19 protein-coding genes are annotated in these 21,093 nt (G+C 72.2%); 14 read left to right on the top strand and 5 right to left on the bottom strand.

All coding sequences use genetic code 11. From position 1 onward, the window contains the following. Positions 1–21 precede the first annotated feature (21 nt). Positions 22–1,125 (bottom strand): ferritin-like domain-containing protein, encoded by a 1,104-nt coding sequence (locus ACQPYE_RS22090; RefSeq protein ID WP_498714049.1) that lies wholly within the window; start codon positions 1,123–1,125, stop codon positions 22–24. Between the two features lie 232 nt (positions 1,126–1,357). On the opposite strand from ACQPYE_RS22090, the gene ACQPYE_RS22085 reads away from it, so the two are divergent. Both ACQPYE_RS22085 and ACQPYE_RS22080 read left to right on the top strand, forming a co-directional pair. Further along, complete coding sequence (locus ACQPYE_RS22085) at positions 1,358–2,980, top strand: hypothetical protein (protein ID WP_498714047.1); 1,623 nt, start codon at positions 1,358–1,360, stop codon at positions 2,978–2,980. A 42-nt stretch (positions 2,981–3,022) separates the two neighbouring features. Further along, positions 3,023–3,292, top strand: coding sequence for a histidine decarboxylase, pyruvoyl type (locus ACQPYE_RS22080; RefSeq protein WP_498714045.1), 270 nt, complete (start codon positions 3,023–3,025; stop codon positions 3,290–3,292). Between the two features lie 133 nt (positions 3,293–3,425). Here the strand turns inward: ACQPYE_RS22080 and ACQPYE_RS22075 are convergent, their stop codons facing one another. The 3 genes from ACQPYE_RS22075 to ACQPYE_RS22065 form a co-directional block, all read right to left on the bottom strand. Next, positions 3,426–5,012, bottom strand: a complete 1,587-nt coding sequence (locus ACQPYE_RS22075; RefSeq protein ID WP_498714043.1) for a S8 family serine peptidase — start codon at positions 5,010–5,012, stop codon at positions 3,426–3,428. 313 nt (positions 5,013–5,325) lie between these two features. Further along, positions 5,326–5,961, bottom strand: a complete 636-nt coding sequence (locus ACQPYE_RS22070) for a choice-of-anchor M domain-containing protein (protein ID WP_498714041.1) — start codon at positions 5,959–5,961, stop codon at positions 5,326–5,328. Beyond that, positions 5,958–6,605: a choice-of-anchor M domain-containing protein gene (locus ACQPYE_RS22065; protein ID WP_498714039.1), complete on the bottom strand. Its 648-nt coding sequence runs from the start codon at positions 6,603–6,605 to the stop codon at positions 5,958–5,960. Before ACQPYE_RS22065 ends, ACQPYE_RS22070 begins: the two co-directional genes overlap by 4 nt. Positions 6,606–6,876: 271 nt before the next feature. Here ACQPYE_RS22065 and ACQPYE_RS22060 point away from each other — a divergent pair, with 271 nt between their 5' ends. The 6 genes from ACQPYE_RS22060 to ACQPYE_RS22035 are packed head-to-tail and all read left to right on the top strand — an operon-like array spanning position 6,877 to position 13,812. After that, positions 6,877–8,403, top strand: coding sequence for an anchored repeat ABC transporter, substrate-binding protein (locus ACQPYE_RS22060; protein WP_498714038.1), 1,527 nt, complete (start codon positions 6,877–6,879; stop codon positions 8,401–8,403). Continuing rightward, positions 8,391–9,206, top strand: a complete 816-nt coding sequence (locus ACQPYE_RS22055; RefSeq protein ID WP_498714036.1) for a choice-of-anchor M domain-containing protein — start codon at positions 8,391–8,393, stop codon at positions 9,204–9,206. The genes ACQPYE_RS22060 and ACQPYE_RS22055 overlap by 13 nt, the downstream gene beginning before the upstream one ends. Beyond that, complete coding sequence (locus tag ACQPYE_RS22050; protein WP_498714034.1) at positions 9,199–9,951, top strand: anchored repeat-type ABC transporter ATP-binding subunit; 753 nt, start codon at positions 9,199–9,201, stop codon at positions 9,949–9,951. The genes ACQPYE_RS22055 and ACQPYE_RS22050 overlap by 8 nt, the downstream gene beginning before the upstream one ends. Beyond that, on the top strand, positions 9,948–10,829 hold the full coding sequence (locus tag ACQPYE_RS22045) for an anchored repeat-type ABC transporter permease subunit (protein ID WP_498714032.1): 882 nt from the start codon (positions 9,948–9,950) through the stop codon (positions 10,827–10,829). The genes ACQPYE_RS22050 and ACQPYE_RS22045 overlap by 4 nt, the downstream gene beginning before the upstream one ends. Beyond that, complete coding sequence (locus ACQPYE_RS22040) at positions 10,826–12,187, top strand: choice-of-anchor M domain-containing protein (protein ID WP_498714031.1); 1,362 nt, start codon at positions 10,826–10,828, stop codon at positions 12,185–12,187. Before ACQPYE_RS22045 ends, ACQPYE_RS22040 begins: the two co-directional genes overlap by 4 nt. Continuing rightward, complete coding sequence (locus ACQPYE_RS22035) at positions 12,184–13,812, top strand: choice-of-anchor M domain-containing protein (protein WP_498714030.1); 1,629 nt, start codon at positions 12,184–12,186, stop codon at positions 13,810–13,812. The genes ACQPYE_RS22040 and ACQPYE_RS22035 overlap by 4 nt, the downstream gene beginning before the upstream one ends. Before the next feature lie 315 nt (positions 13,813–14,127). On the opposite strand, the gene ACQPYE_RS22030 is transcribed toward ACQPYE_RS22035, so the two are convergent. After that, positions 14,128–15,033 (bottom strand): LysR family transcriptional regulator, encoded by a 906-nt coding sequence (locus ACQPYE_RS22030; RefSeq protein WP_498714028.1) that lies wholly within the window; start codon positions 15,031–15,033, stop codon positions 14,128–14,130. A 106-nt stretch (positions 15,034–15,139) separates the two neighbouring features. Here ACQPYE_RS22030 and ACQPYE_RS22025 point away from each other — a divergent pair, with 106 nt between their 5' ends. From ACQPYE_RS22025 to ACQPYE_RS22000, 6 genes are read left to right on the top strand one after another with little or no spacing between them, the layout of a single operon-like run. After that, positions 15,140–16,120 (top strand): fumarylacetoacetate hydrolase family protein, encoded by a 981-nt coding sequence (locus ACQPYE_RS22025; protein WP_498714027.1) that lies wholly within the window; start codon positions 15,140–15,142, stop codon positions 16,118–16,120. Then, the gene (locus ACQPYE_RS22020) at positions 16,117–17,070 is read left to right on the top strand and encodes a cyclase family protein (RefSeq protein WP_498714025.1); all 954 of its coding nucleotides are present in this window, start codon (positions 16,117–16,119) and stop codon (positions 17,068–17,070) included. Before ACQPYE_RS22025 ends, ACQPYE_RS22020 begins: the two co-directional genes overlap by 4 nt. A 33-nt stretch (positions 17,071–17,103) precedes the next feature. After that, on the top strand, positions 17,104–18,222 hold the full coding sequence (locus ACQPYE_RS22015) for an FAD-dependent oxidoreductase (protein ID WP_498714023.1): 1,119 nt from the start codon (positions 17,104–17,106) through the stop codon (positions 18,220–18,222). Continuing rightward, positions 18,219–19,223 (top strand): amidohydrolase family protein, encoded by a 1,005-nt coding sequence (locus tag ACQPYE_RS22010; protein WP_498714021.1) that lies wholly within the window; start codon positions 18,219–18,221, stop codon positions 19,221–19,223. The genes ACQPYE_RS22015 and ACQPYE_RS22010 overlap by 4 nt, the downstream gene beginning before the upstream one ends. Next, positions 19,220–20,158, top strand: a complete 939-nt coding sequence (locus ACQPYE_RS22005; RefSeq protein ID WP_498714019.1) for a VOC family protein — start codon at positions 19,220–19,222, stop codon at positions 20,156–20,158. Before ACQPYE_RS22010 ends, ACQPYE_RS22005 begins: the two co-directional genes overlap by 4 nt. Position 20,159: 1 nt before the next feature. Next, the gene (locus ACQPYE_RS22000) at positions 20,160–21,089 is read left to right on the top strand and encodes a fumarylacetoacetate hydrolase family protein (RefSeq protein WP_498714017.1); all 930 of its coding nucleotides are present in this window, start codon (positions 20,160–20,162) and stop codon (positions 21,087–21,089) included. Positions 21,090–21,093: the final 4 nt, after the last annotated feature.

Below are 21,093 nucleotides of genomic sequence, written 5' to 3'. Positions count from 1 at the left end.
CACGTCCTTCCGTGGTCACCCTCACGCACCGCGGTCGGCGGAGACCCGTTCGGGGGTGGTGTAGCGGAACTCGGGGCAGTAGTTGCCGTCCCCGCTCTTCAACGGGATCGGCATGATCAGGCGGGCGTACTCGCGCAGGTCGCCCATGGCCACGATCGCCCGCCCGACCAGCGCGGTCCGCTGCTCGGCGTCCGGCTCGGCCCACGCCCGCTGCAACCGGTCCAACATCGTGCTGTACGCCTCGTTGAACCACTGGAGGTACTGGCCGACCGTCGTCCCGGTCGGGTCGTTCACGGGGTCCTGCGCCCAACCGCCGGCGGGCACCTCGGCCGCCGGGTAGGCCTCCGGCCTCGCGATCGGGTCCCCCTCGAACACCCACTTGCCGTCCCGGCGGATCAGCTTGCGACCCACCTGCAACTCGCGGAACGAGTAGTAGTGGGCCAGTTCGCCCTCGTGGCCGGGGTAGGGGTTGCCGGGCGTGGCGTTGGTGCCCTCGCCCTGCTCCATCACGATGTCCAGGCTGTCCAGCACGGTGTCGAGGTTCTTCATCGCCACGATGTCGTTGCCGGTGCCGTGCCTCGCCGACAGGCCGAACTCGATCTGCGGCCCGAGGCCCAGTTCGGGGGAGAGCCGCTCGAAGGTCAGGCTGATCCGGCGGTAGAACGCGCCGATCGAGGGGTACTGCTCGGCCTTCGCCGGTTCCACCTGGGTCGGGATCTGGAGGTGCTCGGGCGCCTCGATGTCGGCGTACATGCCCAGGGTCTCCTCGGTCAACCCCGACAGCGCCACGGTCAGCTCCGGCCGCACGCCACCGGGCAGGCCACCGGGGTAGGTCGGCGGCGAGGTGAGCACCGGGGCGCCGCCGATGGCCGAGAGCATGTTGCCGACCAGGCCCAGGTGCGACATCTCGTCGAAGATGATCTCCCGGATGGTCCGGTGCACGACGCGGTAGCGCGGCGGGGTGATGATGGACCACAGGCCGCACGAGTACGGCGGGATCGTCGCCAGCTCCACCATCAGCGCGTTCTGCAACGCGCACTTGAGCCAGCCGAGGTCGACCTGGTCGTCGGCCGCGGACATCAGCTCGACGACCGTCCTGCGGTCCGGATCGGTGACCGTCGTCATGGCAAGCACGCTCCTCGACGAGGTTTCGGTGGTGGGTCGAGCGTGCCACGCGGACCGGTGTCCGGCGCGTCCGGCGGCACTGGTCGACCCGATGGTGTGCACGGCCCGTCACACGACCAGGTGTGACGACCTCGTTGCCGCGCAACGGGAACGGCGAGCGGTGACCGGTCGTGCCACCCTGCCGGGGTGGATGCGGTGTGGTGCCGCAGGCGCACTGGAGGTGGTCGACGCGATGCCCGACGACGAGCTCGCACCCGTTGCCGCGAACCCGGTCCTGCTGGACCGGGTCGTCATCCGGATCCTGATGGTCACCGACGACCGCGGCAGCTACGACCCCCGGTTCCCGTTCTCGCTCAACGAGCTGGTCCGGGTGCTGCGGGAGGGCACGGACGAGGCCGAGTTCAGGGTGACGAAGGCCCATCGCGGCACCGGCAAGTACGCCAACGGCGCCGACGTCGAGCGGTTCAGGTTCGACCGCGAGGACGTGGACCTCGTCGCGGACTACGACGAGCTCTGGCTGTTCGGCGTCGACCGCACCGCGTCCGAGCTGCCCGAACCCGAAGTGCACGCCATCTCGGAGTTCATGGAGGCGGGCGGAGGGGTCTTCGCCACCGGAGATCACGAGAACATGGGCTGGGCGCTGTGCGGTCGGCTGCCCAGGGTGCGGAGCATGCGCAAGTGGAACTGGGCCGACCGCGGCCCGGACCGCCCGGAGGAAGACCCGGACGACCCGTACGGCCCGCCGGAGAAGGAACGCGACCGCCACGACACGATGCAGCGCAGGCACGAGGACGGCATCAGGTTCGCCCTCGACGACCAGTCCGACGACATACCGCAGGTGATCTCGCCGCACTACTACCCGTTCGAGGGCGGGTCCGTGGTGCACCCGCTGCTGTCCATCGGCAGCGGGATCATCACGGCGTTCCCGGACCACCCGCACGAGGGCGAGTGCTACGTCCCGAAGAACCTCGGCCGGAAGTTCCGGATCGGGAACGTCGAACACGACGAGTACCCGGCCGGCAGCGGCCCGCGGACGGTGCCGGAGGTCGTCGCCTGGTCGAGCAGCGGGAGCCGTCCCGCCGAACGCGACGAGAAGGGCGTCCTGGACGCCACGACGTTCGGCGCGGTCGGCGCCTACGACGGCCACCAGCAGGAGGTCGGCCGGGTCGCGGTCGACGCCACCTGGCACCACTTCTTCGACATCAACCTGCTCGGCGACCGGGTCAACAAGAACCCGGAGAAGCGCAAGGGCTTCTCCGCCTCCGCGGAAGGCCGGTGGGCCTACGAGAGGATCAAGGTCTACTACCGCAACATCGCCACGTGGATCGCGCCACCCGCCAAGCAGGGGGAGCTGTGGTGGCGGGCGTTGTGGGCGGTCCGCTGGCACCACCAGGTCGGCATGGGCCTGCGCACCGAGTTCTACGACGACCCGAGCGGGCCGTCGCCGGAGCACCTGCGGATGATCGGCCACTCGGCGCTGATGGCGTACCCGGACGCGATGTTCCGCCTGTGGGCGGGCCGGGAGGGCATCGGCGGGCTCGTCCCCGGGTTCTGGGAGGCGCTGGGGTCGCGGATCGACCCGTGGCTCCCGAGCACCGACACCGGCCCCGACCCCCTGTCACCGGAGTTGGTGCTGGAAACCCTGCTCGGGGCGATGGTCTACGGCGTCGCGGCGACCTACCGCGAGCTGACCGACGACGCGATGGCCCAGGCGGTGGACGCGGACTGGACGCGGCAAGCCCTCCCGTTCCTCGACCACGGCCTGGCCGTGCTCGACGCGCACGCCCAGGCGACCGCCACCGGGCTCACCGCGTTCACCAGCACGATCGCGGCCACCCGGCGCACCGAGGAGTAACCCCCCGTCGAGACGACAAGGGCAGGATCATGACGACCTCACGTGTCGACCACGCGATTCGCCTACATCGCCGCGAAAGCCGTCTACGCGGCCGAGGACGAGGTGGGGTGCGCGCTGGCGTGCGCGCCGTACGTCCTGCTGGCTCAGGACGACGTCCCCGACGGTGATCCTCGCGAACTCGTGGGAATCCCGTTGAGGGCCTGGGAAGAGAGGATCTGGGGACCCGGTTCCCACGATGCCTTCCGCACGGCGCCGACCGGACCCGAGGGCATCTACGTCGAGGGCGGCCCGGACGTCGAGACCGCCACCTGACGACCCGGTGGGACCTCGGCCGCGCCACTCGGCGCTCGCTCACCCGCGCCGCCGCGCGGCGCCCCGGATGGGTTCCGGGACGCCGGCGCGGGTCAGCGGGTCAGCGGGTCAGCGGGTCTCTGAGGGTCAGAGGTCAGATGGTCAGTGTCCACGAATCGATGTAGCCGACATCGTTGGCGGCGACGTCGCGCACCCGCAGCTTCCAGGTGCCGCTGCGGGATTCGCCGGACAGGTTCACCGTGGCGGTGCCGGTGACGTTGTCGGCGCTGTCGGTGCTGCTGGAGTTCTTGAGCCGGTACGCGCTGCCGTCCGGGGCGATCAGGTCGATCACCAGGTCACCGCGGAAGGTGTGCTTGATGTCGAGCTGGACGGTGCTCGCAGCCGACGCGGCGCCGGAGCAGGACAGGCTGATCGGGCTCTCGACGGTGGTGAGGTCGCTGATCGTGACGTTGCCGGCGTTGGTGTTCGCGCAGTCCGTCGGATCCGGGCCGGGACCGGGGTCGCCGGTCAGGAACCCGGTGTAGAGCAGGCGGTTCGGGGAGCCCGAGCCGATGCCGGTCAGCTTGTCGGGGGTGGCGTTGGTGACCAGCGCGTCGCGGGCCTGCGCCGGGGTGGCGGAGGGGTTCTGCGACAGGTAGACCGCCATCGCGCCGGCCACGTGCGGGGACGCCATCGAGGTGCCGGTCATCGTCGCGGTCCCGGTGGTGCTGGTGTGCGACGCCGAGACGATGTTCGTGCCGGGGGCCCAGAGGTCGAGGCAGGAGCCGTAGTTGCTGGAGCTGGACCGGGCGTCGGAGTTGGTGCTGTTGCCGACCGTCACGCCCGCGGTCACGTACTGCGGGCTGTAGCCGCACGCGTCGTCGGTGGAGTTGCCCGCGGCCATGACGAACTGCACGCCGCCGTTGATCAGCGCCTTCACCGCGTTGTCCAGCGTCGGGTCCGAGCAGCGCTGGCGGCAGCCGATGCTGTAGTTGACCACGGCGGGCTTGACCGCGTTGTCGCGAACCCAGTTGATGCCCGCGATGATGTCGTCGTTGGCGCCCGAGCCCTGGCAGTCCAGCACGCGCACCGCGTGGACCGTCGCCTTCTTGGCCACGCCGTAGCGGGTGCCGGCGGCGGTGCCGGCGACGTGGGTGCCGTGGCCGTGGCAGTCACCGGGGTTGGCGTCGCCGTCGACGAAGTCGTAACCGGTCGAGGTGCGGCCGGTGAAGTCGGTGTGACCGGCGTTGATGCCCGTGTCGAGCACGTACACGTGCGCGCCCTGGCCCGCGTTGGTCGGGTAGGTGTAGGCGTTGTTCAACGGCAGGTCGCGTTGGTCGATGCGGTCGTCGCCCCAGTTCGGCGGGTTGGTCTGGGTGTCGGCGATCGTCATCAGGTGCGCCTGCTGGACGTAGGCGACCTCGGGGTCGGCGGCCAGCCTGCGCGCCCGCTGCTCGGTCATGGTGACCGAGAACCCGTTGACGAGGTCGAGGCGGTGGCGCAGCTCGCCGCCGTAGCGGCGGGCCTTGTCGGCCGAGGCCGTCTGAAGGGCGGCGGGGACGTCCTTGAGCTTGACGATGTAGCGGTCCTTGACCGCGCCCGGCGCGTCCGCGCCGAGGATCGCGTTCTCGGCGGACGCCGGGGCGGACACCGTGACGATGCCGGTGGCGGCGACCCCGAGCAGCACGACCGCTCTGATCGCCGCGCGCAGGGGGGCGGACTTCGTGTTCCGTTGTCGCATAAGGGCTTCTCCACTGTGCGTCACCGGCGGGAACACCAGCCGGAGGAGCGCCCGTCGGGCAGGGACGATCGTTGACGGCCGCTCGACGCCCACCATCGAGCGCCACCCCGCCGTAAACAATCCGGGTGGGTCAAACTAGGGATACTTAAGATCAACCGCGGTGCTCCGCGAGTTCCGGGACGTGCCCGGCACCGGCCGGCTGCCGGCCGGGTCGCCGGCGGCGGAGGCGAACGAGGACCGTGCCGTTGAAGAGGCCCGCGACCCCCACTGGGCGGTGAGGGTCGCGGACCGGTGGATCAGACCTCCGCGGAGGTCAGGGCTGCACGGTGAAGGTGTAGCTCTTCTGCCCGGTGGTGACCGCGCCGCCCGCCGCCTTGGTGGCGGTGACCTCGAAGACGGCGGTGTAGGTGCCGGCCGCCTCGAAGGCCCAGTTGGCGTGGCCGTGGCTGTTGATCGCCAGGGTGCGGTTGTCGGGCAGGCCGTTGCCGCTGTCGAACCACACGGTCACGGCCCCGCCGAAGCCGGTGGTGTAGACGCTGAAGTCGGCGGGCCCGGTGACCGAGACGAGCTTCACGGTCAGCGAGTTGTTCAGCAGCACGCCGGTGGGGACGCCACTGGTGTCGAAGCCCGGCCACAGGATCCCGTTGACCGAGTTCTGCGGCAGGACCCAGAACGCCGATCCGGGTGCGCCGAGGAACGAGTAGGCGCTGCCGGAGGGGACGGTGGACTTGCTCGCCGGAACGGCGTTGAGCGTCGCGGTCGACGGGTCGCGGTCGACGGCGGGCGACACGGTGCTGTCGCGGAGGTCGAGCGTGAGCGCGCTGCCGGTCCAGTCGACGTCGATGACGTCGACGTGGCCGGCGGAGATGGTCACGGCCGCGTGCGCGGTTCCCGTGGTGAGCAGGGCGAGTCCGGCGGCGAATGCGGCGGCGGAGAGGCGGGCGATCATTTGTTCACCTTGAAGGTGTAGGTGGTGGGTGCGGACACGACGCGCTCGTTGGTCGCGGTGAGGGTGCCGACGGCGCGGACGGTGATGCGGTAGTAGCCGGCCGCCTCGAACGCCCAGTTGGCGTGCACGTGGTTGGCGGCCGAGAGGTCGATGCGGTCGGGCAGGCCGTTGCCGCTGTCGACCAGCACGTTCGGCGCGCCGACGGCGTCGGTGGTGAAGATGCTGAAGTCGCCGGGACCGTAGGCGCGCGTCACCTTCAGGCGCAGTGAACCGTCGACGAAGACGCCGGGTTCCACCTCCTCCGTGGCGATGCCGGGCCAGATCAGGTTCGGGTCCTCGATCTCGGGCAGCACCCAGACCGGTGCGCCGGGTGCGCCGAGGAAGGCGTAGGCGGGATCGGCGGGCACGGTGGTCTTCGCCGCGGACTTGGCGACCAGCAGGACCTCGGAGGGCGCGTACTCGACGTCGTTGGTCTCGTCGTGGACGTGCAGGTCGAACGTGCCGTCCTCGAAGGCGACGCCGAAGACGTCGACGTGGCCCGAGTCGACGGTGGCGACCGGGGTGGCCGTCGCGGGAGCGGCGACGAGGCCGGACAGGCCGGTCACCGCCGCCACGAGCAGGGCGATGCGTGCAGTCGTGCGCAAGGTCGTTGCACTCCAATCGTGCAGGTGTTCCGGCCCGGGAGGACCGTGCCCGGAGTGTTGCACACGATTATCGTTTTCAATACGGCCACACGGAGCGCTTCCCGGAGTGTGGGAGTCCGACTTCGGGGTCGGTGCGCCGGGGCGGCCAGTGTGGCAAATGGCAATCGTTGTCGACAGGGCCGGATGGCGTATTGAAAACGGTTGTCGTTGGTATTAAGTTCGCGGGTGCCCCCACCGGTCGGGTGACGGGCGTCTGGAGGTTCGAGAACACATGCGAGTGCGTGCGCCCTCACGGGCCGCCGCGTCCTTGTGCGCGGTCCTGCTCACCGTGACCGCGTGCACCTCGGCGGGGGGACAAGACGACGGCGATGGCCTGTCCGTGGTCGCCACCACCGAGATCCTCGCCGACCTGGTGCGCAACGTCGGGGGAGACAGGGTTCGAGTGGACTCGCTGGTGCCACCCGGCGGTGACCCGCACTCCTACGAGCCCACACCCGCCGACGCGAAGAAGGTCGCCGCGGCGGACGTGACGTTCACCAACCACCTGCTGCTGGAGGAACAGCGGCTCATCAAGGCCATCGACGCCAACGCCCGGGAGGGCACGCCGAACGTCTCGCTGGCCGAAGCGTCGGAGACCTACGGCGCGCACGTGATCCCGCTGGTGGAGAACGTCGGCCTGGACGTGCTCTGGCTCGGGCTGCGCGTGCGCGGTGACGGCAAGCAGCGCGGCGCCACGCGCACGTCGGAGGTGCGGCTGACCGCGACGGCGGTGGAGGGTCCGGGCGAGCTCGTGGCGTACCTGACCGAGTCGCTGGGCAAGCCGGTGGTGTACTTCGACTCCGGCGACGGCTTGTCCGATGTGGACTCGACCACGCTGCCGCCCGCCGCGCACACGCACCTCAACTGGGCGTTCACCGCACCGGGCACCTACCGGCTGACGATGCGCGCGTCGTTGCTCAACGGAGGTGACGAGGTGCCGCTGGGAGAGAGCACCTTCACCTTCGCGGTGGGCGTCGACCCGACCGGCATCGCGAAGACCGTGCTGAACGAGGGGCACACGGACGTGACCGTGGACCTGGACACCGGCGAGCTGTACACGTTCAACGACCGGGCCGGCGGCGCCACCCAGGAGGTCGTGCCGGCTTCCGAGGCCGTCATCGAGGTGCCCAACAAGGCGATCACCACGATCCCCGACGACGCGCGGTTCGCGTTCCTGGGCGCCGGTGGCTCCTCGGTGCACCAGTTGCCGCAGGCGGTGCTGGGCAAGCACGTGCACGGCGAGATCGACCCGCACCTGTGGCAGGACGTGCGCAACGGCCGCGCCTACGCCGAGCTGATCCGCGACACGCTGCGCACCGCGGACCCGGACGGCGCGGCGGAGTACGACCGCAACACCCGCGACTACCTCACCCGGCTCGACGAGCTCGACGAGCAGGTCCGCGACACCGTGGCGGCCGTGCCCCGCAACCGCCGCCACCTCGTCACCACGCACGACGGGTTCGGCTACTTCGCCAGCGCCTACGAGATGACCGTGGCCGGGTTCGTGGTGCCCAACCCCGCGCAGGAACCGAGCGTCGAGGACGTGCGCAAGCTGACCGAGACCATCCGCAACCTGGGAGTGCCCGCCGTGTTCATGGAACCCAACCTGGCGCAGCGCGGCTCGGTGCTCACCCAGGTCGCCCGTGACCAAGGCGTCCAGGTGTGCCTGCTCTACGGCGACTCCTTCGACGACAACGCCCGCAGCTACGCGGACATGATGCGCCACAACGCGGAGGAGATCGCCCGGTGCCTCGCCTGATCCGGGTCCTGCTCGCGACCACCGCGGCACTCCTGCTCGTCCAACCGGCCGCGAACGCCGAACCTCCGCTCGTCATCGCCGACGGCCACATCGACCTCGGTCCGCGCATGGTCGAGGGCGAGTGGACCCTCCAGATCCGTGACGACACGGCTGACGGGCCGGTGTGGCGCGACCCCGCCGACGTGGTGCTCCAGGTCGCGGACGCGGCCAGGACCACCGTCCCCGACGACCCGGCCTACGCCTTCCTCGGCGCCCCCGGCGCCGACATCTGGGTGCTGCCGCAGGTCCAGGACCAGGAAGTGGTGTGGCCCGGGTGGAACACCCAGGACCCCGGCATCGCCGAGGTCGCCGGCCGCGAGGTGGACTGGCGCCTGCACGGCGTCGAGGGCCCCGGCCGCTTCGAGCTGTTCCTCACCGGCAACTTCGGCACGCCGGAGACCATCTTCGGCAGTGATCGCCCCTACCCGCAGGAGACCGGCGTCGAAACCGGCACCCACGTGCACGGCAACTGGGTGTTCACCGCACCCGGGGCCTACGCGCTGGACGTCGAGATGGCCGCCGCAGACGGCCGCGCGGACCGCGCGACGTTGCGGGTGCACGTCGGTCCGGGCGACCCGGCGACGGCGTTCGCCACGACCGGGCAGAGCGCCCCGCCGTCCGGCACAGCCGAGGCTCACCCCGCTGATACCCCTGTCGGGGGTCCTCCTTGGGCGTGGATCGCGGTGGGCGGCGTGCTGGTGGTCGGGACGGCGGCAGCGCTGGTCGTCCGCTCCCGCCGTGCGAGGAGGGGGACCGATGACTGACCCGGTGCTGGACATCACCGGCGCGACCGTGTACCTGGGCGGCCGGGAAGTGCTGTCCGACGTGGACTTCCGGTTGCGCAGCGGGGAGCTGGTCGGCCTGATCGGGCCGAACGGCGCGGGCAAGACCACGTTGCTGCGCACCGCGCTCGGCCTGGTCCCGGTCCACAAGGGCTCCGTCGTGGTCGGTGGTCGCGCACCGCGCCAGGCACAGGGCTCGCTGGGGTACGTGCCGCAGCGACACGAGTTCGCCTGGGACTTCCCCGTCACGGTCGAGGGCACGGTCGCCACCGGTCGCACGCACCTGACCGGCCTGCTGCGCCGCCGCACCGCCCAGGACCGCGAAGCCGTCGCGGACGCCTTGAGCCGCGTCGGCATGGCGGGGTTGAGGACCAGGCCGGTCGGCGAGCTGTCCGGCGGCCAGCGGCAACGCGTCCTGGTCGCCCGCGCGCTGGCCCTGCGGCCCCAGGTGCTGCTGCTGGACGAGCCGTTCACCGGCATCGACGCGCCCACCCAGGAGCTGCTGAGCACGTTGCTGACCGAACTGCGCGACGAAGGCGTCGCCGTGCTCATGACCACCCACGACCTCGCCGCCGCGACCACGCTGTGCGGGCGGCTGTGCCTGCTCAACCGCACGGTCGTCGCCGACGACGAGCCGGCCGCGCTGGCCGACACCGACATCTGGCTGCGCACCTTCGGCCTGGACCGGGCCGAGCAGCTGCTCAAGGCGCTGGGGGTGACCGGGTGACCGCGTTCGCGGAGTTCCTGACCGCGCCGTGGGAGTACGACTTCTGGCGCCGCGCGCTGCTGGTGGCGCTGATGTCGGGCCTGGTCTGCGGGGTGATCGGCAGTCACGTCGTGCTGCGCGGCATGGCGTTCATCGGCGACGCCGTCTCGCACGCGGTCTTCCCCGGCATCGCGGTCGCCTTCGTGCTGGGCGCCAACCTGGTGCTCGGCGGTGCGGTCGCGGGCGTGATCACCGCGTTGCTGATCGCGGTCTTCTCGCAGAACCGCAGGCTCAAGGAGGACTCGGTCATCGGGATCTTCTTTGCCGCGTCCTTCGGCCTGGGGATCGTCATCCTCAGCACCGCGCCCGGTTACGGCGGCTCGCTGGAGTCGTTCCTGTTCGGCTCGATCCTGGGCATCAGCGACTCCGACGTGGCGTCGGTCGCGGTGATCGGCGCGGCGGTGCTGCTGTGCACGGCGGTGCTCAACAGCCGTTTCGTGGCCGCGACGCTGGACCGGGAACAGGCCCGCGCGGTCGGCCTGCCGGTGTTCTGGCTGGACGTGGCGCTGCACGTGATGGTGACCCTGGCCATCGTGATCTCGTTGCAGGCGGTGGGCAACATCCTGGTGCTCGCCCTGCTCGTCACGCCCGCCGCGGCGGCACGCCTGCTCACCGACCGACTCGGCGTGATGATGCTGCTGGCGCCGTTGATCGGCGCGGGCGGGAGCGTGCTCGGCCTGTACCTGTCCTACGCGCTCGACCTGGCCGCCGGTGGTCTGATCGTGCTGACCCTCACCGCGATCTTCCTGCTGTGCTGGCTGTTCGCGCCGCGCCACGGCCTGCTCACCAGGACCCGTCGGACCGCCGTCCCCGCCGCTCTCGCCGAGGAGAAGTCGTGACCCCCACCAGGACCGGTGCGCTGCTCGGCGTGGCCGCCGCACTGCTGATGACCGCACCCGCCGCGATCGCCGAGCCCGGACCGACCAGCCAACCCGACGCGCCCGTCGCGGACGCCGTGCTGGACGTGGAAGCCGACCGACTGGCGCTTGACGGACCACCCGACGCGCCGGCGGTCACCGCCGAGGCCGAACGGGTGGAACTGCGCTGGGACACCACCGCCATCGAACCCGGCTCGGTGTTCGGGGACCGGGTCGAACTGCGCACCTCCTTCACGGGGGGACCTGCGGTGGACGCCTCCGCGGAGGAGGTGCCGCACGGCGAGCCGGTCGTGGTCCCGGTCGCCGCGAGCGGAACGCTGAGCGTCGACGCGCCGGCTCCCGGCGAGTACCTGCTCCGCCTCGAAGCCGCGGCCCACGCGCTCGACGGCCGGCCGCTGGCCGTCGAGCGCGACTACCGGCTGGTCGTCACCGAGGCGACCCGGCCGGAGATCACCCGACCGGAGGTCGCCGTCGAGCCGAAGGTGCTCCCGCAGGCGCCCGCCATGGCCGCCGCACCGCCGCAGCCGCGGGTGGAGGCCGCCGCGCAGCAGCCGCCGACGGCCACCGGTCGGGTGGCCCTGGACCGCGGCCACGTCGACGCGGTCGCCCTCCGCCTGCTGCCCGACGGCCTGCACGTCCAGGTCAAGGACGGCACGGCCACCGGTGTCACGACCTGGCGCGAACCCGCGGACGTCGAGTTCCGGGTCACGGCCGCCGCGCGCGCCGAACTCCCGGCGCAACCGGCGCTGTCGTTCCTCGGCGGGGCCGGGGAGCAGGTCTTCCTGCTGCCCCAGACCCAGCGCGCGGACCTGTTGTGGACGGGCTGGAACACCGAGGAACTGCGCCCGGCCGAGGTGTCGGGCCCGGTGACGTGGGCGTTGACCGCGGTCGACGGCCCAGGCGCCTTCGGGCTGTTCACCACCGGCTCGTTCGGCGCGCCGGAGATCGTCTTCAACAGCGCCGACGGCCTGCCGGACACCCTCTCCGTCCCGCTGGGCACCCACGCGCACGCCAACTGGGCGTTCGCCGAGCCCGGCCGCTACCGCCTGACCTTCACCGTCACGGCCTCCCGTGCCGACGGCGGAGCCCTGACCGACACCGAGTCCTACACCTTCGTCGTCGGTGACGGCGGGAACGCCCCGGCGCAGCAGCACCAGCAGCCGGGGAACGCCGACCGGCGGACCGGCCCGCCGAACCGCCTGGCCTCCACCGGTCCTGCCGACCTGCCCGCCACCGCCGGCCTCGCGCTCGTTCTGGTCGTGACCGGCGCAGCCGCGCTCGTGCTCGCCCGCCGCCGTCCCGCCAAGGAGAAGCCGTGACCACCCCGACCCGCGCGAGAGCCGCGGTCGCCGCCTTCGCGGTCGCGGCCCTCGCCGTGCTGCCCCTCGTCCCGGCCTCCGCCCAGGAGTCCGCGACCGTCGTCGACGTGGGGCACGTGGACCTGCTCGCGCCGGTCGTCGTGGACGGTGAGCTGGACATCCGCTTCAACGACGGCAACACCGCGCCGCCGACGGTCCGCGACCCCGAACAGGTCGTCACCCACGTCAAGCCGGAGTCGCGCATCCAGGTGCCCGACATCCCGGAGTACGCCTTCCTCGGCCCGGTGGGCAGCGACCTGTGGCTCATCCCCGAGATCCAGGACCCCGACGTGGTGTGGGCCGGGTGGAACACCGAGTCCCTGACCGCCGACCAGGTCGACCCGGACTCGGTGCGCTGGACCCTGGACGCGATCGGCGGCGACCTGCCCGGCAGCGCCGCACCCGGCAAGCTGACCGTGTTCCAGAGCGGACCGGTCGGCGAGCCGCTGCCGCGCGTCTTCGACACCGCCCTGCCGCTGCCGCAGCAGCACCCGCTGGTGCTGGGCACCCACGCCCACGCCAACTGGACGTTCACCGCGGAGGGCGTCTACCGGCTGACCTTCACCGTCACGGCCACCGCCTCCGACGGGAGGGCGCTGCGCGACACCACGGCCTACGCCATCGCCGTCGGCGCGGTCGACCCCACGACCGTGAAGCCCGGCACGGGAGCGGACCCGACGACCACCACCACGACCACCACCACGACCACCACCACGACTACGACTACGACCACCACGAGCGCCGCCACCACGACGGCCACAACGACCACCACTGCGCCGCCCACGTCGTGCGTGGTCCTCAACGATGGTCACGTGGACCTCATCGCCCCGCGCATCCTCGACGGCACCTTGACCACCCAGGTCAAGGACGGCGCCGCCGGGCCCGACCGGGCCGTGTGGCGCGACCCGGCCGACGTGGTGCTGCACCTGGTCCCCACCGCCCGGAACACCGTGCCCGCCGACCCCGCCTACTCGTTCCTCGGCGCACCGGGCGCACCGGTCTGGCTCATCCCGCAGACCCAGATCCCCGGCATCGTGTGGGCCGGGTGGAACACCGAGTCCCTCAGCCCCCAGGACGTCGCCGGCGGCGTCGACCTCCGCGTGACCGCCGTCGACGGCCCCGGCCGCCTCGGCATCTTCCTCACCGGAATCACCCCCGTCGTGCTGGTCGACTCCGGCGACGGCCTGCCCGACACCACCACCGTCCCGCTCGGCACCCACGCCCACGCCAACTGGGGCTTCGGCGCGGAGGGCACCTACCGGATCACCGTCGAGGTCGTCGCCACCCTCGCCGACGGCCGCACCGCCACCGACAGCGACGTCTTCACCGTTGCCGTCGGCGACACCGACCCCACCGCCAACGGCGCCTGCGCACCCCCGACCACCACCCCGACGACCTCCACCGGCACGACCTCCACCGGCCCGGTCCCGACCACCTCGCCGGCGGCGTCCGCACCCAGACCGACGGGTCTGGCCTCCACCGGCGTCGGCGGCGTGGGCACGGCCGTGCTGCTCGCCGTCCTGCTGACCACGGCCGGCGCCGCCGTGCTGCTCCTCACCGGACGCCGGCGGACCCACGGCAGCTGACCGGACGCGCCAGTCCCTCTCCCGAAGGCCCTCACCGACCTCCGGGAGAGGGAACGCGCGCCCAACCGACACCCAACGCGACGCGGCTCAGCTCGTGGCGATCCGCCCGATGCCGCCGTTCCACCGCTGGTCGCGAGTGCCTTGGCGTGGTGCCGAAGTCGGCGGACGTCCCGCCGGCGGTACACCTGCGGCCCTGCCCGTGGCGGTGACCGGGCGGATGATCCGCGGGTCGGGCAAGTCGAAGTCCCCCGGGCAACAACCCCTTGGTCGCAGACCGTGCGCGGCACCTGTTCGGGCGATCCGTCGGGTGACGGGTCACAAGGCGGCGATGCGTCGACCCACCTTCGCCGCCACCTCGCGCAGCCAGATGTGCCCGGCGTCCTGGGTGTGCACCGGGTGCCACCACAGCGCTTCCTGCACCGGCACGGCGGGGAAGGGGCAGGGCAGGGCGCGCACCCCCGGCGCGGGGAAGCGCTCGACCAGGCGTTGCTGTGCCAGCGCCACCCGCCGGGTGCCGGCGACCAGCGGGGGCAGCAGGTGGAACGAGGGCACGGACACGTCGACGCGGGGGCTGATGCCGAGCATGCTGAGCTGTCGGGTGACCGGGGCGTCGTAGGCGCGCTGGTACACCGCCCAGGGCAGGCGGGCGAGGTGGTCGAGGGTGAGCTCGCCGCCGAGGTCGGGGTTGTCGTCGGCGACCAGGCACACCCAGCGGTCGGTGAACAGCTCGACGGCGGGGAAGCCGTCGATGACGCCGTGCGGCAGCAGCAGCCCGTCCACGGTGCTGAGCAGGGTGCCCGGGTTGTCCAGGAGCGCCGGCGAGGTCTGCCGGAACGTCAGGCGCACGTCGGGCGCGACGTCGTGCAGCTCGCGGGCCAGGGCGACGCCGAACACCGCCGCGCCGTAGTCGGACGTGATGAGCGTGAACTCGCGGTCGTCGGTGCGCGGGTCGAAGTCGGCCTGGCTGCTGAACACCCGCTCCAGCACGTCGCAGGCGGTCGCGGCGCGGTCGCGCAGCACCGTGCCCAGCGGGGTCAGTTCGTACTGCGACCCGGTGCGGGACAGCAGCGGGTCGTCGAAGTGGCGGCGCAGGCGGGCCAGGGCCGCGCTCATCGCGGGCTGGGTCACGCCGATGCGCTGTCCCGCCTTGGTGACGTTGCGCTCCTCCAGCAGGGCCCGGAGCGCGACCACCAGGTTCAGGTCGAGGTTGGACAGGTTCACCGACGCCTCCACTATCCACGGTGTGGATGCAAAGCATCACGAACATTCATTTCCGTGATTCTTTGACGCGGGTCACAGTAGTCCTCACGACACGGGAGGACACCTCATGGCAACACCGCCGCAACCGGTCCGGTTCGCGCTCGGCACCTTCTCGGAACCGGGGAGCCCGTCGTTCCCCGGCCTCGTGGTGGACGGTCGCGTGGTCGACCTGGGTCAGGTCCTGGAGTGGCGGCCGAGGTCCACGCTGGACGTGCTGGACCGGTGGGCCGACGCGCTGCCCGCGTTGCACGGCGTGGCACGCGACGGCGCGCTGGAGTGGCGAGCGCTGGACGGGTTGCGGGTGCACGCCCCGGTCGCGCCGCGCCAGGTGTTCCAGTCCGGTGCGAACTACCGGCAGCACGTGATCGACCTCGTCGTCGCCCACCGCCCGGCGGACTCCGCCGAGAGCGAGGAGCAGGCGCGGGCGCGGGCCGCCGAGCTGATGGACCGCCGCGCGCGCGAGGACCAGCCGTACGTGTTCATCGGCCTGCCGTCGGCGATCACGGGCCCGTACGACGACGTGGTGCTGCCGTCGTGGTGCGAGCAGCCGGACTGGGAGTTGGAGCTGACCGCCGTCATCGGCACGGCCGCGCACCGGGTGTCGCCGCAGGAGGCGTTGCGGCACGTCGCCGGCTACACCATCGCCAACGACCTCACCGCCCGCGACCTGGTGTTCCGCCCGGACATGCGGGAGATCGGCACGGACTGGCTGCGCGCGAAGAACGCGCCCGGCTTCACCCCGCTGGGCCCGTACCTGGTGCCCGCCGAGTTCGTCGCCGACCCGTCGGACCTGCGCCTGACGCTCAAGCTCAACGGCGAGACGATGCAGGACGAGTCGACCGAGGACATGATCTTCGACGTCGCCCGGGTGGTGTCCTACGCGTCCCAGACCACCACCCTGCTGCCCGGCGACCTCGTGCTCACCGGCTCCCCGGCGGGCAACGGCGCGCACCACGGCCGCTTGCTGCGCGACGGCGACGTCATGGAAAGCGCCATCACCGGCTTGGGCGTCCAGCGCACCCGGTGCGTCGCGGAGGAACGGGCGTGAACCGCGCCGATCCCGAGAGCGCCATCGCCGCAGCCGCCGAGAAGTGCTCCAACTGGGGCCGTTGGGGCGATGACGACGTGCTGGGCACGCTGAACTTCCTCACCGAGGACAAGCGCCGCGAAGGCGCCGCGCTGGTCCGCCGGGGCGTGAGCTTCTCGCTGTCCCAGCGGTTCGACGTGAACGGTCCGCAGAAGGGGTGGCGCAGGCGCACCAACCCGGTGCACACCATGCTCGACACCGGCACCGACGCGGCGGCGGGGCTCCAAGGCTTCCCGCACGGCATCGGCGGCGCGGACGACGTGATCGCGATGCCGTTGCAGTGCTCGACCCAGTGGGACGGGCTCGGGCACATCTTCGACCACGGCAAGGCGTGGAACGGACGTGACGCCGCCACCACCGTCACGTCCGAGGGCGACCTGGTCACCGGCATCGAGCACATGGCCGCCCGGGTGGCCGGTCGCGGCGTGCTGCTCGACGTCGGGCGAGTCATCGGTGGTGGCGAACTGCCCGACGGCTTCGCCATCACCGAAACCCACCTCACCACCACGGCCGAGGTCCACGGCGTGGACGTGGGCCGCGGGGACGTCGTCCTGGTCCGCACCGGGCAGTTGGCCCGCGCGAAGCGCGACGGCTGGGGCGAGTACGCGGGCGGACCGGCGCCGGGCCTGTCGTTCACCACGGCCGGGTGGCTGCACCGCACCGAGATCGCCGCCATCGCCACCGACACGTGGGGCTTCGAGGTGCGGCCCAACGAGTTCGAGCACGCCTTCCAGCCCCTGCACCAGGTCGTCATCCCGCACATCGGGCTGCTGGTGGGGGAGATGTGGGACCTGGAGGCGCTGGCGGAGGACTGCGCCGCCGACGGCGTGCACGAGTTCTGGCTGACCGCCGCACCGCTGCCGATCACCGGGGCCGTCGGCTCGCCGGTGAACCCGGTAGCCGTGAAGTGACCCGTTCGCCGTGAAGTGACCCGAGGAGCCTTGATGACCCGGACCGTGCTCGTCCTCGGCGGTGGCACCGCCGGCAACGCCCTGACCGTCCTGCTGCGCCGCGCCGGTCACGCCGTCGACCTGGTGGAGGCCAAGCCCGACTGGAACGCCGCCGCGGGATCCGGCATCACCTTGCAGGGCAACGCCTTGCACGTGCTGCGCGAGGTCGGCGTCATCGACCAGGTGCTGCGCGAGGGGTTCCCGTTCGACGAGCTGGGCCTGCTCACCCCGACCGGCGAGGTGCTGGCCGTGCACCGAGGCGCCCGGATCGGTGGCGACGACCTGCCCGCCACCGTGGGCATGCAACGGCCGCGGCTCCAGCAGGTCCTCATCGACGCGGTGCGCGCGTCCGGCGCGTCGGTCCGGCTCGGCGTCACCGCCACCGCCCTGGACCCGGACAGCGGGAAGGTCTCCTTCTCGGACGGCACGACGGGGCGGTACGACCTGGTCGTCGGCGCGGACGGCCTCAACTCCGCCACCCGCCGGCTGATCGGCGTCGAGGACCGGCCGGTCCCGACCGGCATGGCGATCTGGCGGGCTCCCGTGCCGCGCCCGACCGGCCTGGCGCACACCCGGATGATCTACGGCGGGTCGTGCTTCATCGCGGGCTGCTGCCCGACCGGCCCGGACACCGCCTACGCCTACCTGGTGGAGCGCAACCGCGACCGCACCGCCATCGACCCGTCGACCTTCGCCGAGGAGATGCGGCGCCTGGCCCAGGGCTACGGCGGGCCGTGGCCGGAGATCCAGGCGGCGCTGACCGACCCGGCGGTGGTCAACTACACCTGGTTCGACCGGCTGCTGGTCGAGGGTCCGTGGCACCGGGGCCGGGTGGTGCTCGTCGGTGACGCCGCCCACGCGTGCCCGCCCACCCTGGCGCAGGGCGCGGCGATGTCGTTGGAGGACGCCCTGGTCCTCGCGGAGCTGCTGTCCACCGGGGACAGCTGGGACGACGCGCTGCTCACCGGGTACCGCGACCGCCGCCACCCGCGCGTGCGCGAGGTCGTGGACGCCTCCGTCCAACTCGGGCAGTGGCTGCTCGACGGCGTGCGCGACGCCGACGTGCCCGGCCTCATGGGCCGCACGATGGCGATGCTGGCGCGACGCCCGTGACCGCCCCGACCGTGGACGTGCACGCGCACGTCCTGCTGCCCGAGGTGGACCGGCTCGTCGCCGACGAGCCCGGTCTGGTCGCCGCACGCGAGCTGGACGCCCGCCGCAACGGGCCGGACGCGCTGGCCGTCAGCGGCGCGATGGTCCGCGACCGGCTGGGGTTGCTGACCGACGTGACCCGGCGGCTGGCCGCGATGGACGGCGCGGGCGTGGACGTGCAACTGGTGAGCCCGTCGCCGTCGCACTACCACTACTGGGCAGGTCCCGACCTCGCCCGCGCGGTGTGGGAGACGGCCAACGCCGCGACCGCCGAGCACTGCGCCCACGCACCCGACAGGCTGCGCGGCCTGGGCCTGGCGCCCCTCCAGCACCCCGACCTGGCGGTGCAGGCCCTCGACCACGCGTTGGGCGAAGGGCTGGCCGGGGTGGAGGTCGGCAGCCACGCGCCCGGCCGCGAGCTGTCCGACCCGGCCTACGAACCGTTCTGGGAGTTGGCCGCCGAGACCGGCGCGATCGTGTTCCTGCACCCCTTCGGCTGCACCCTGGACGAGCGCTTGGACCGCTGGTACCTGTCCAACAGCGTCGGCCAGCCGACCGAGAACGCGGTCGCCCTGTCACACCTGATCTTCTCCGGCGTGCTCGACCGCCACCCCGGCCTGCGGGTCGTCGCCGCGCACGGCGGCGGCTACCTGCCGACCCACCTCGGCCGCGCCGACCACGCCTGGCGCGTGCGCCCCGACGCACGGGGCTGTGCCCACCCGCCGAGCCACTACCTGCGGCGGCTGTGGTTCGACTCCCTGGTCCACGACCCGCACGTGCTGCGCGAGCTGGTCCGGGTCGCGGGCCCGGACCGCGTGCTCCTGGGCTCCGACTTCCCGTTCGACATGGGCGCCGAGGACCCGGTGGCCGCCCTGCGCGCCGCCGATCTGCCCGGCCCCGACTTCCACGCCGTCCGCGGCGGCAACGCCGCCGCCCTGCTCAACTCGGAGGAGACCCGGTGACCAGGCGATTGCTCACCCACCTGCGGCACGTCGACCTCGCCGTGCCCGACTACGACAAGCAGCACGAGTTCTACTCGGGCGTCTGGGGCCTGACCGAGGTCGCGAACGACTCGGGCCTGAGCTTCCTGGCCGCCGAGGGCTCGCCCGAGCAGTACGTGGTGCGGCTGCGCAAGGCCGAGGAGAAGCGCTTGGACCTCATCGCGTTCGGCGCGGCCACCCCGGCCGACGTGGACGCGCTGGCCGAGCAGCTCATCGCCGCGGGCGTCACGCTCATCAGCACCCCGGACGAGCTGGGCACGCTCGGCGGCGGCTACGGCTTCCGGTTCTTCGACGTCGACGGCCGCACCGTCGAGGTCTCCGCCGACGTCGAGACCAGGCAGCACCGCCGCATCGAGGAGAAGGAGGCCATCCCGGTCCGGCTCTCGCACGTGGTGCTCAACTCGCCCGACCTCAACCGGACCAGGGCCTGGTACGAGCGGCACCTGTCGTTCGCCCTGTCGGACACCCTCACCTCACCGCACATGGGCGAGCTGATGCACTTCATGCGCGTCAACCCCCAGCACCACAGCCTCGCCCTGGCCAAGGGCCCGCACACCGCGCTGCACCACATCTCCTTCGAGATGCGCGGCGTGGACGAGTACATGCGCGGCACCGGCAGGCTGCTGCGCGCGGGTGTCCGCAAGGTCTGGGGACCGGGCCGCCACCTCGCCGGCGACAACACGTTCTCCTACTTCCTCGACCCGCACGGCAACACCGTCGAGTACACCACCGAGCTGGAGCTGCTGGACGAGGACGCCTGGCACCCGCACGTCTACGACCTCTCCCAACCCGAGGTCAGCGACCAGTGGGGCACCGCCAACCCGATGAACGAGCTGGTGGCCAAGGAGTCGTTCAACGACCCCGACCGCGGCTGCTTCGTCGCCCCGCCGGTGTGACATGAGGTTCGCCACCTACCACCACGACGGACGGCAGCGGGTCGGCGTCCTGGCCGACGACGACCTGCTGCACCCGGTCGACGCGGCCACGCTGGTCGACGTCCTCGACGAGCTGCCCGCCGCCGGGGCCGCCGCGCTCGACCTCCCGCCCGGGCCGCACGTCTCGGCCGTGCGGCTGCTGGCCCCGCTCCAGCCGCCGACCGTGCGCGACTTCGTCACCTTCGAGGAGCACGTCGAGGGCATGCGCGCGGGAGCCGGGGTGCCCGAGCAGTGGTACGCCGCGCCCACGTTCTACTTCGGCAACCCCTACGCGGTCATCGGCCCGCACGACGACGTGCCCGTGCCACCCGGCTCGGCGGTCCTGGACTTCGAGCTGGAGGTCGCCGCCGTCATCGGACGCGGGGGCCGCGACCTCACCCCGGAGCACGCCCGCGACCACATCGCCGGCTACACCATCTTCAACGACTGGTCCGCCCGCGACCTCCAGACCGCCGAGATGGCCGTCGGTCTCGGCCCGTGCAAGGGCAAGGACACCGCCACCACCCTCGGACCCTGGCTGGTCACCCCGGACGAGCTGGAGCCGTACCGCGAGGACGGCCTGCTGCGGCTGGCGCTGACCGCGGCGGTCAACGGCGAGGTCGTCGGCTCCGACCTGCTGTCGAACATGAGCTGGACGTTCGAGGAAATGGTCGCCTACGCCTCACGCGGCGCCGCGGTGCGACCCGGCGACGTGCTCGGGTCCGGCACCTGCGGCAACGGTGGTTGCCTGGCCGAGCTCTGGGGCCGAGGAGCGGAGCAGCGCCCGCTGAGCCCCGGTGACACCGTCACCCTCACCGTCGAGGGCATCGGCCGGATCAGCACCACCGTGGTCCCGGGAGCCGAGGTCCGGCCGCTGCCGCGCGCCCGCCGCCGACCCCGCACCAGGCCGTGACCGC

This window comes from Actinosynnema sp. CA-299493, assembly GCF_050946825.1.
In the GTDB taxonomy this organism is placed as follows: Bacteria; Actinomycetota; Actinomycetes; order Mycobacteriales; family Pseudonocardiaceae; genus Actinosynnema.
This window is presented reverse-complemented; position numbering and strand designations above follow the sequence as displayed.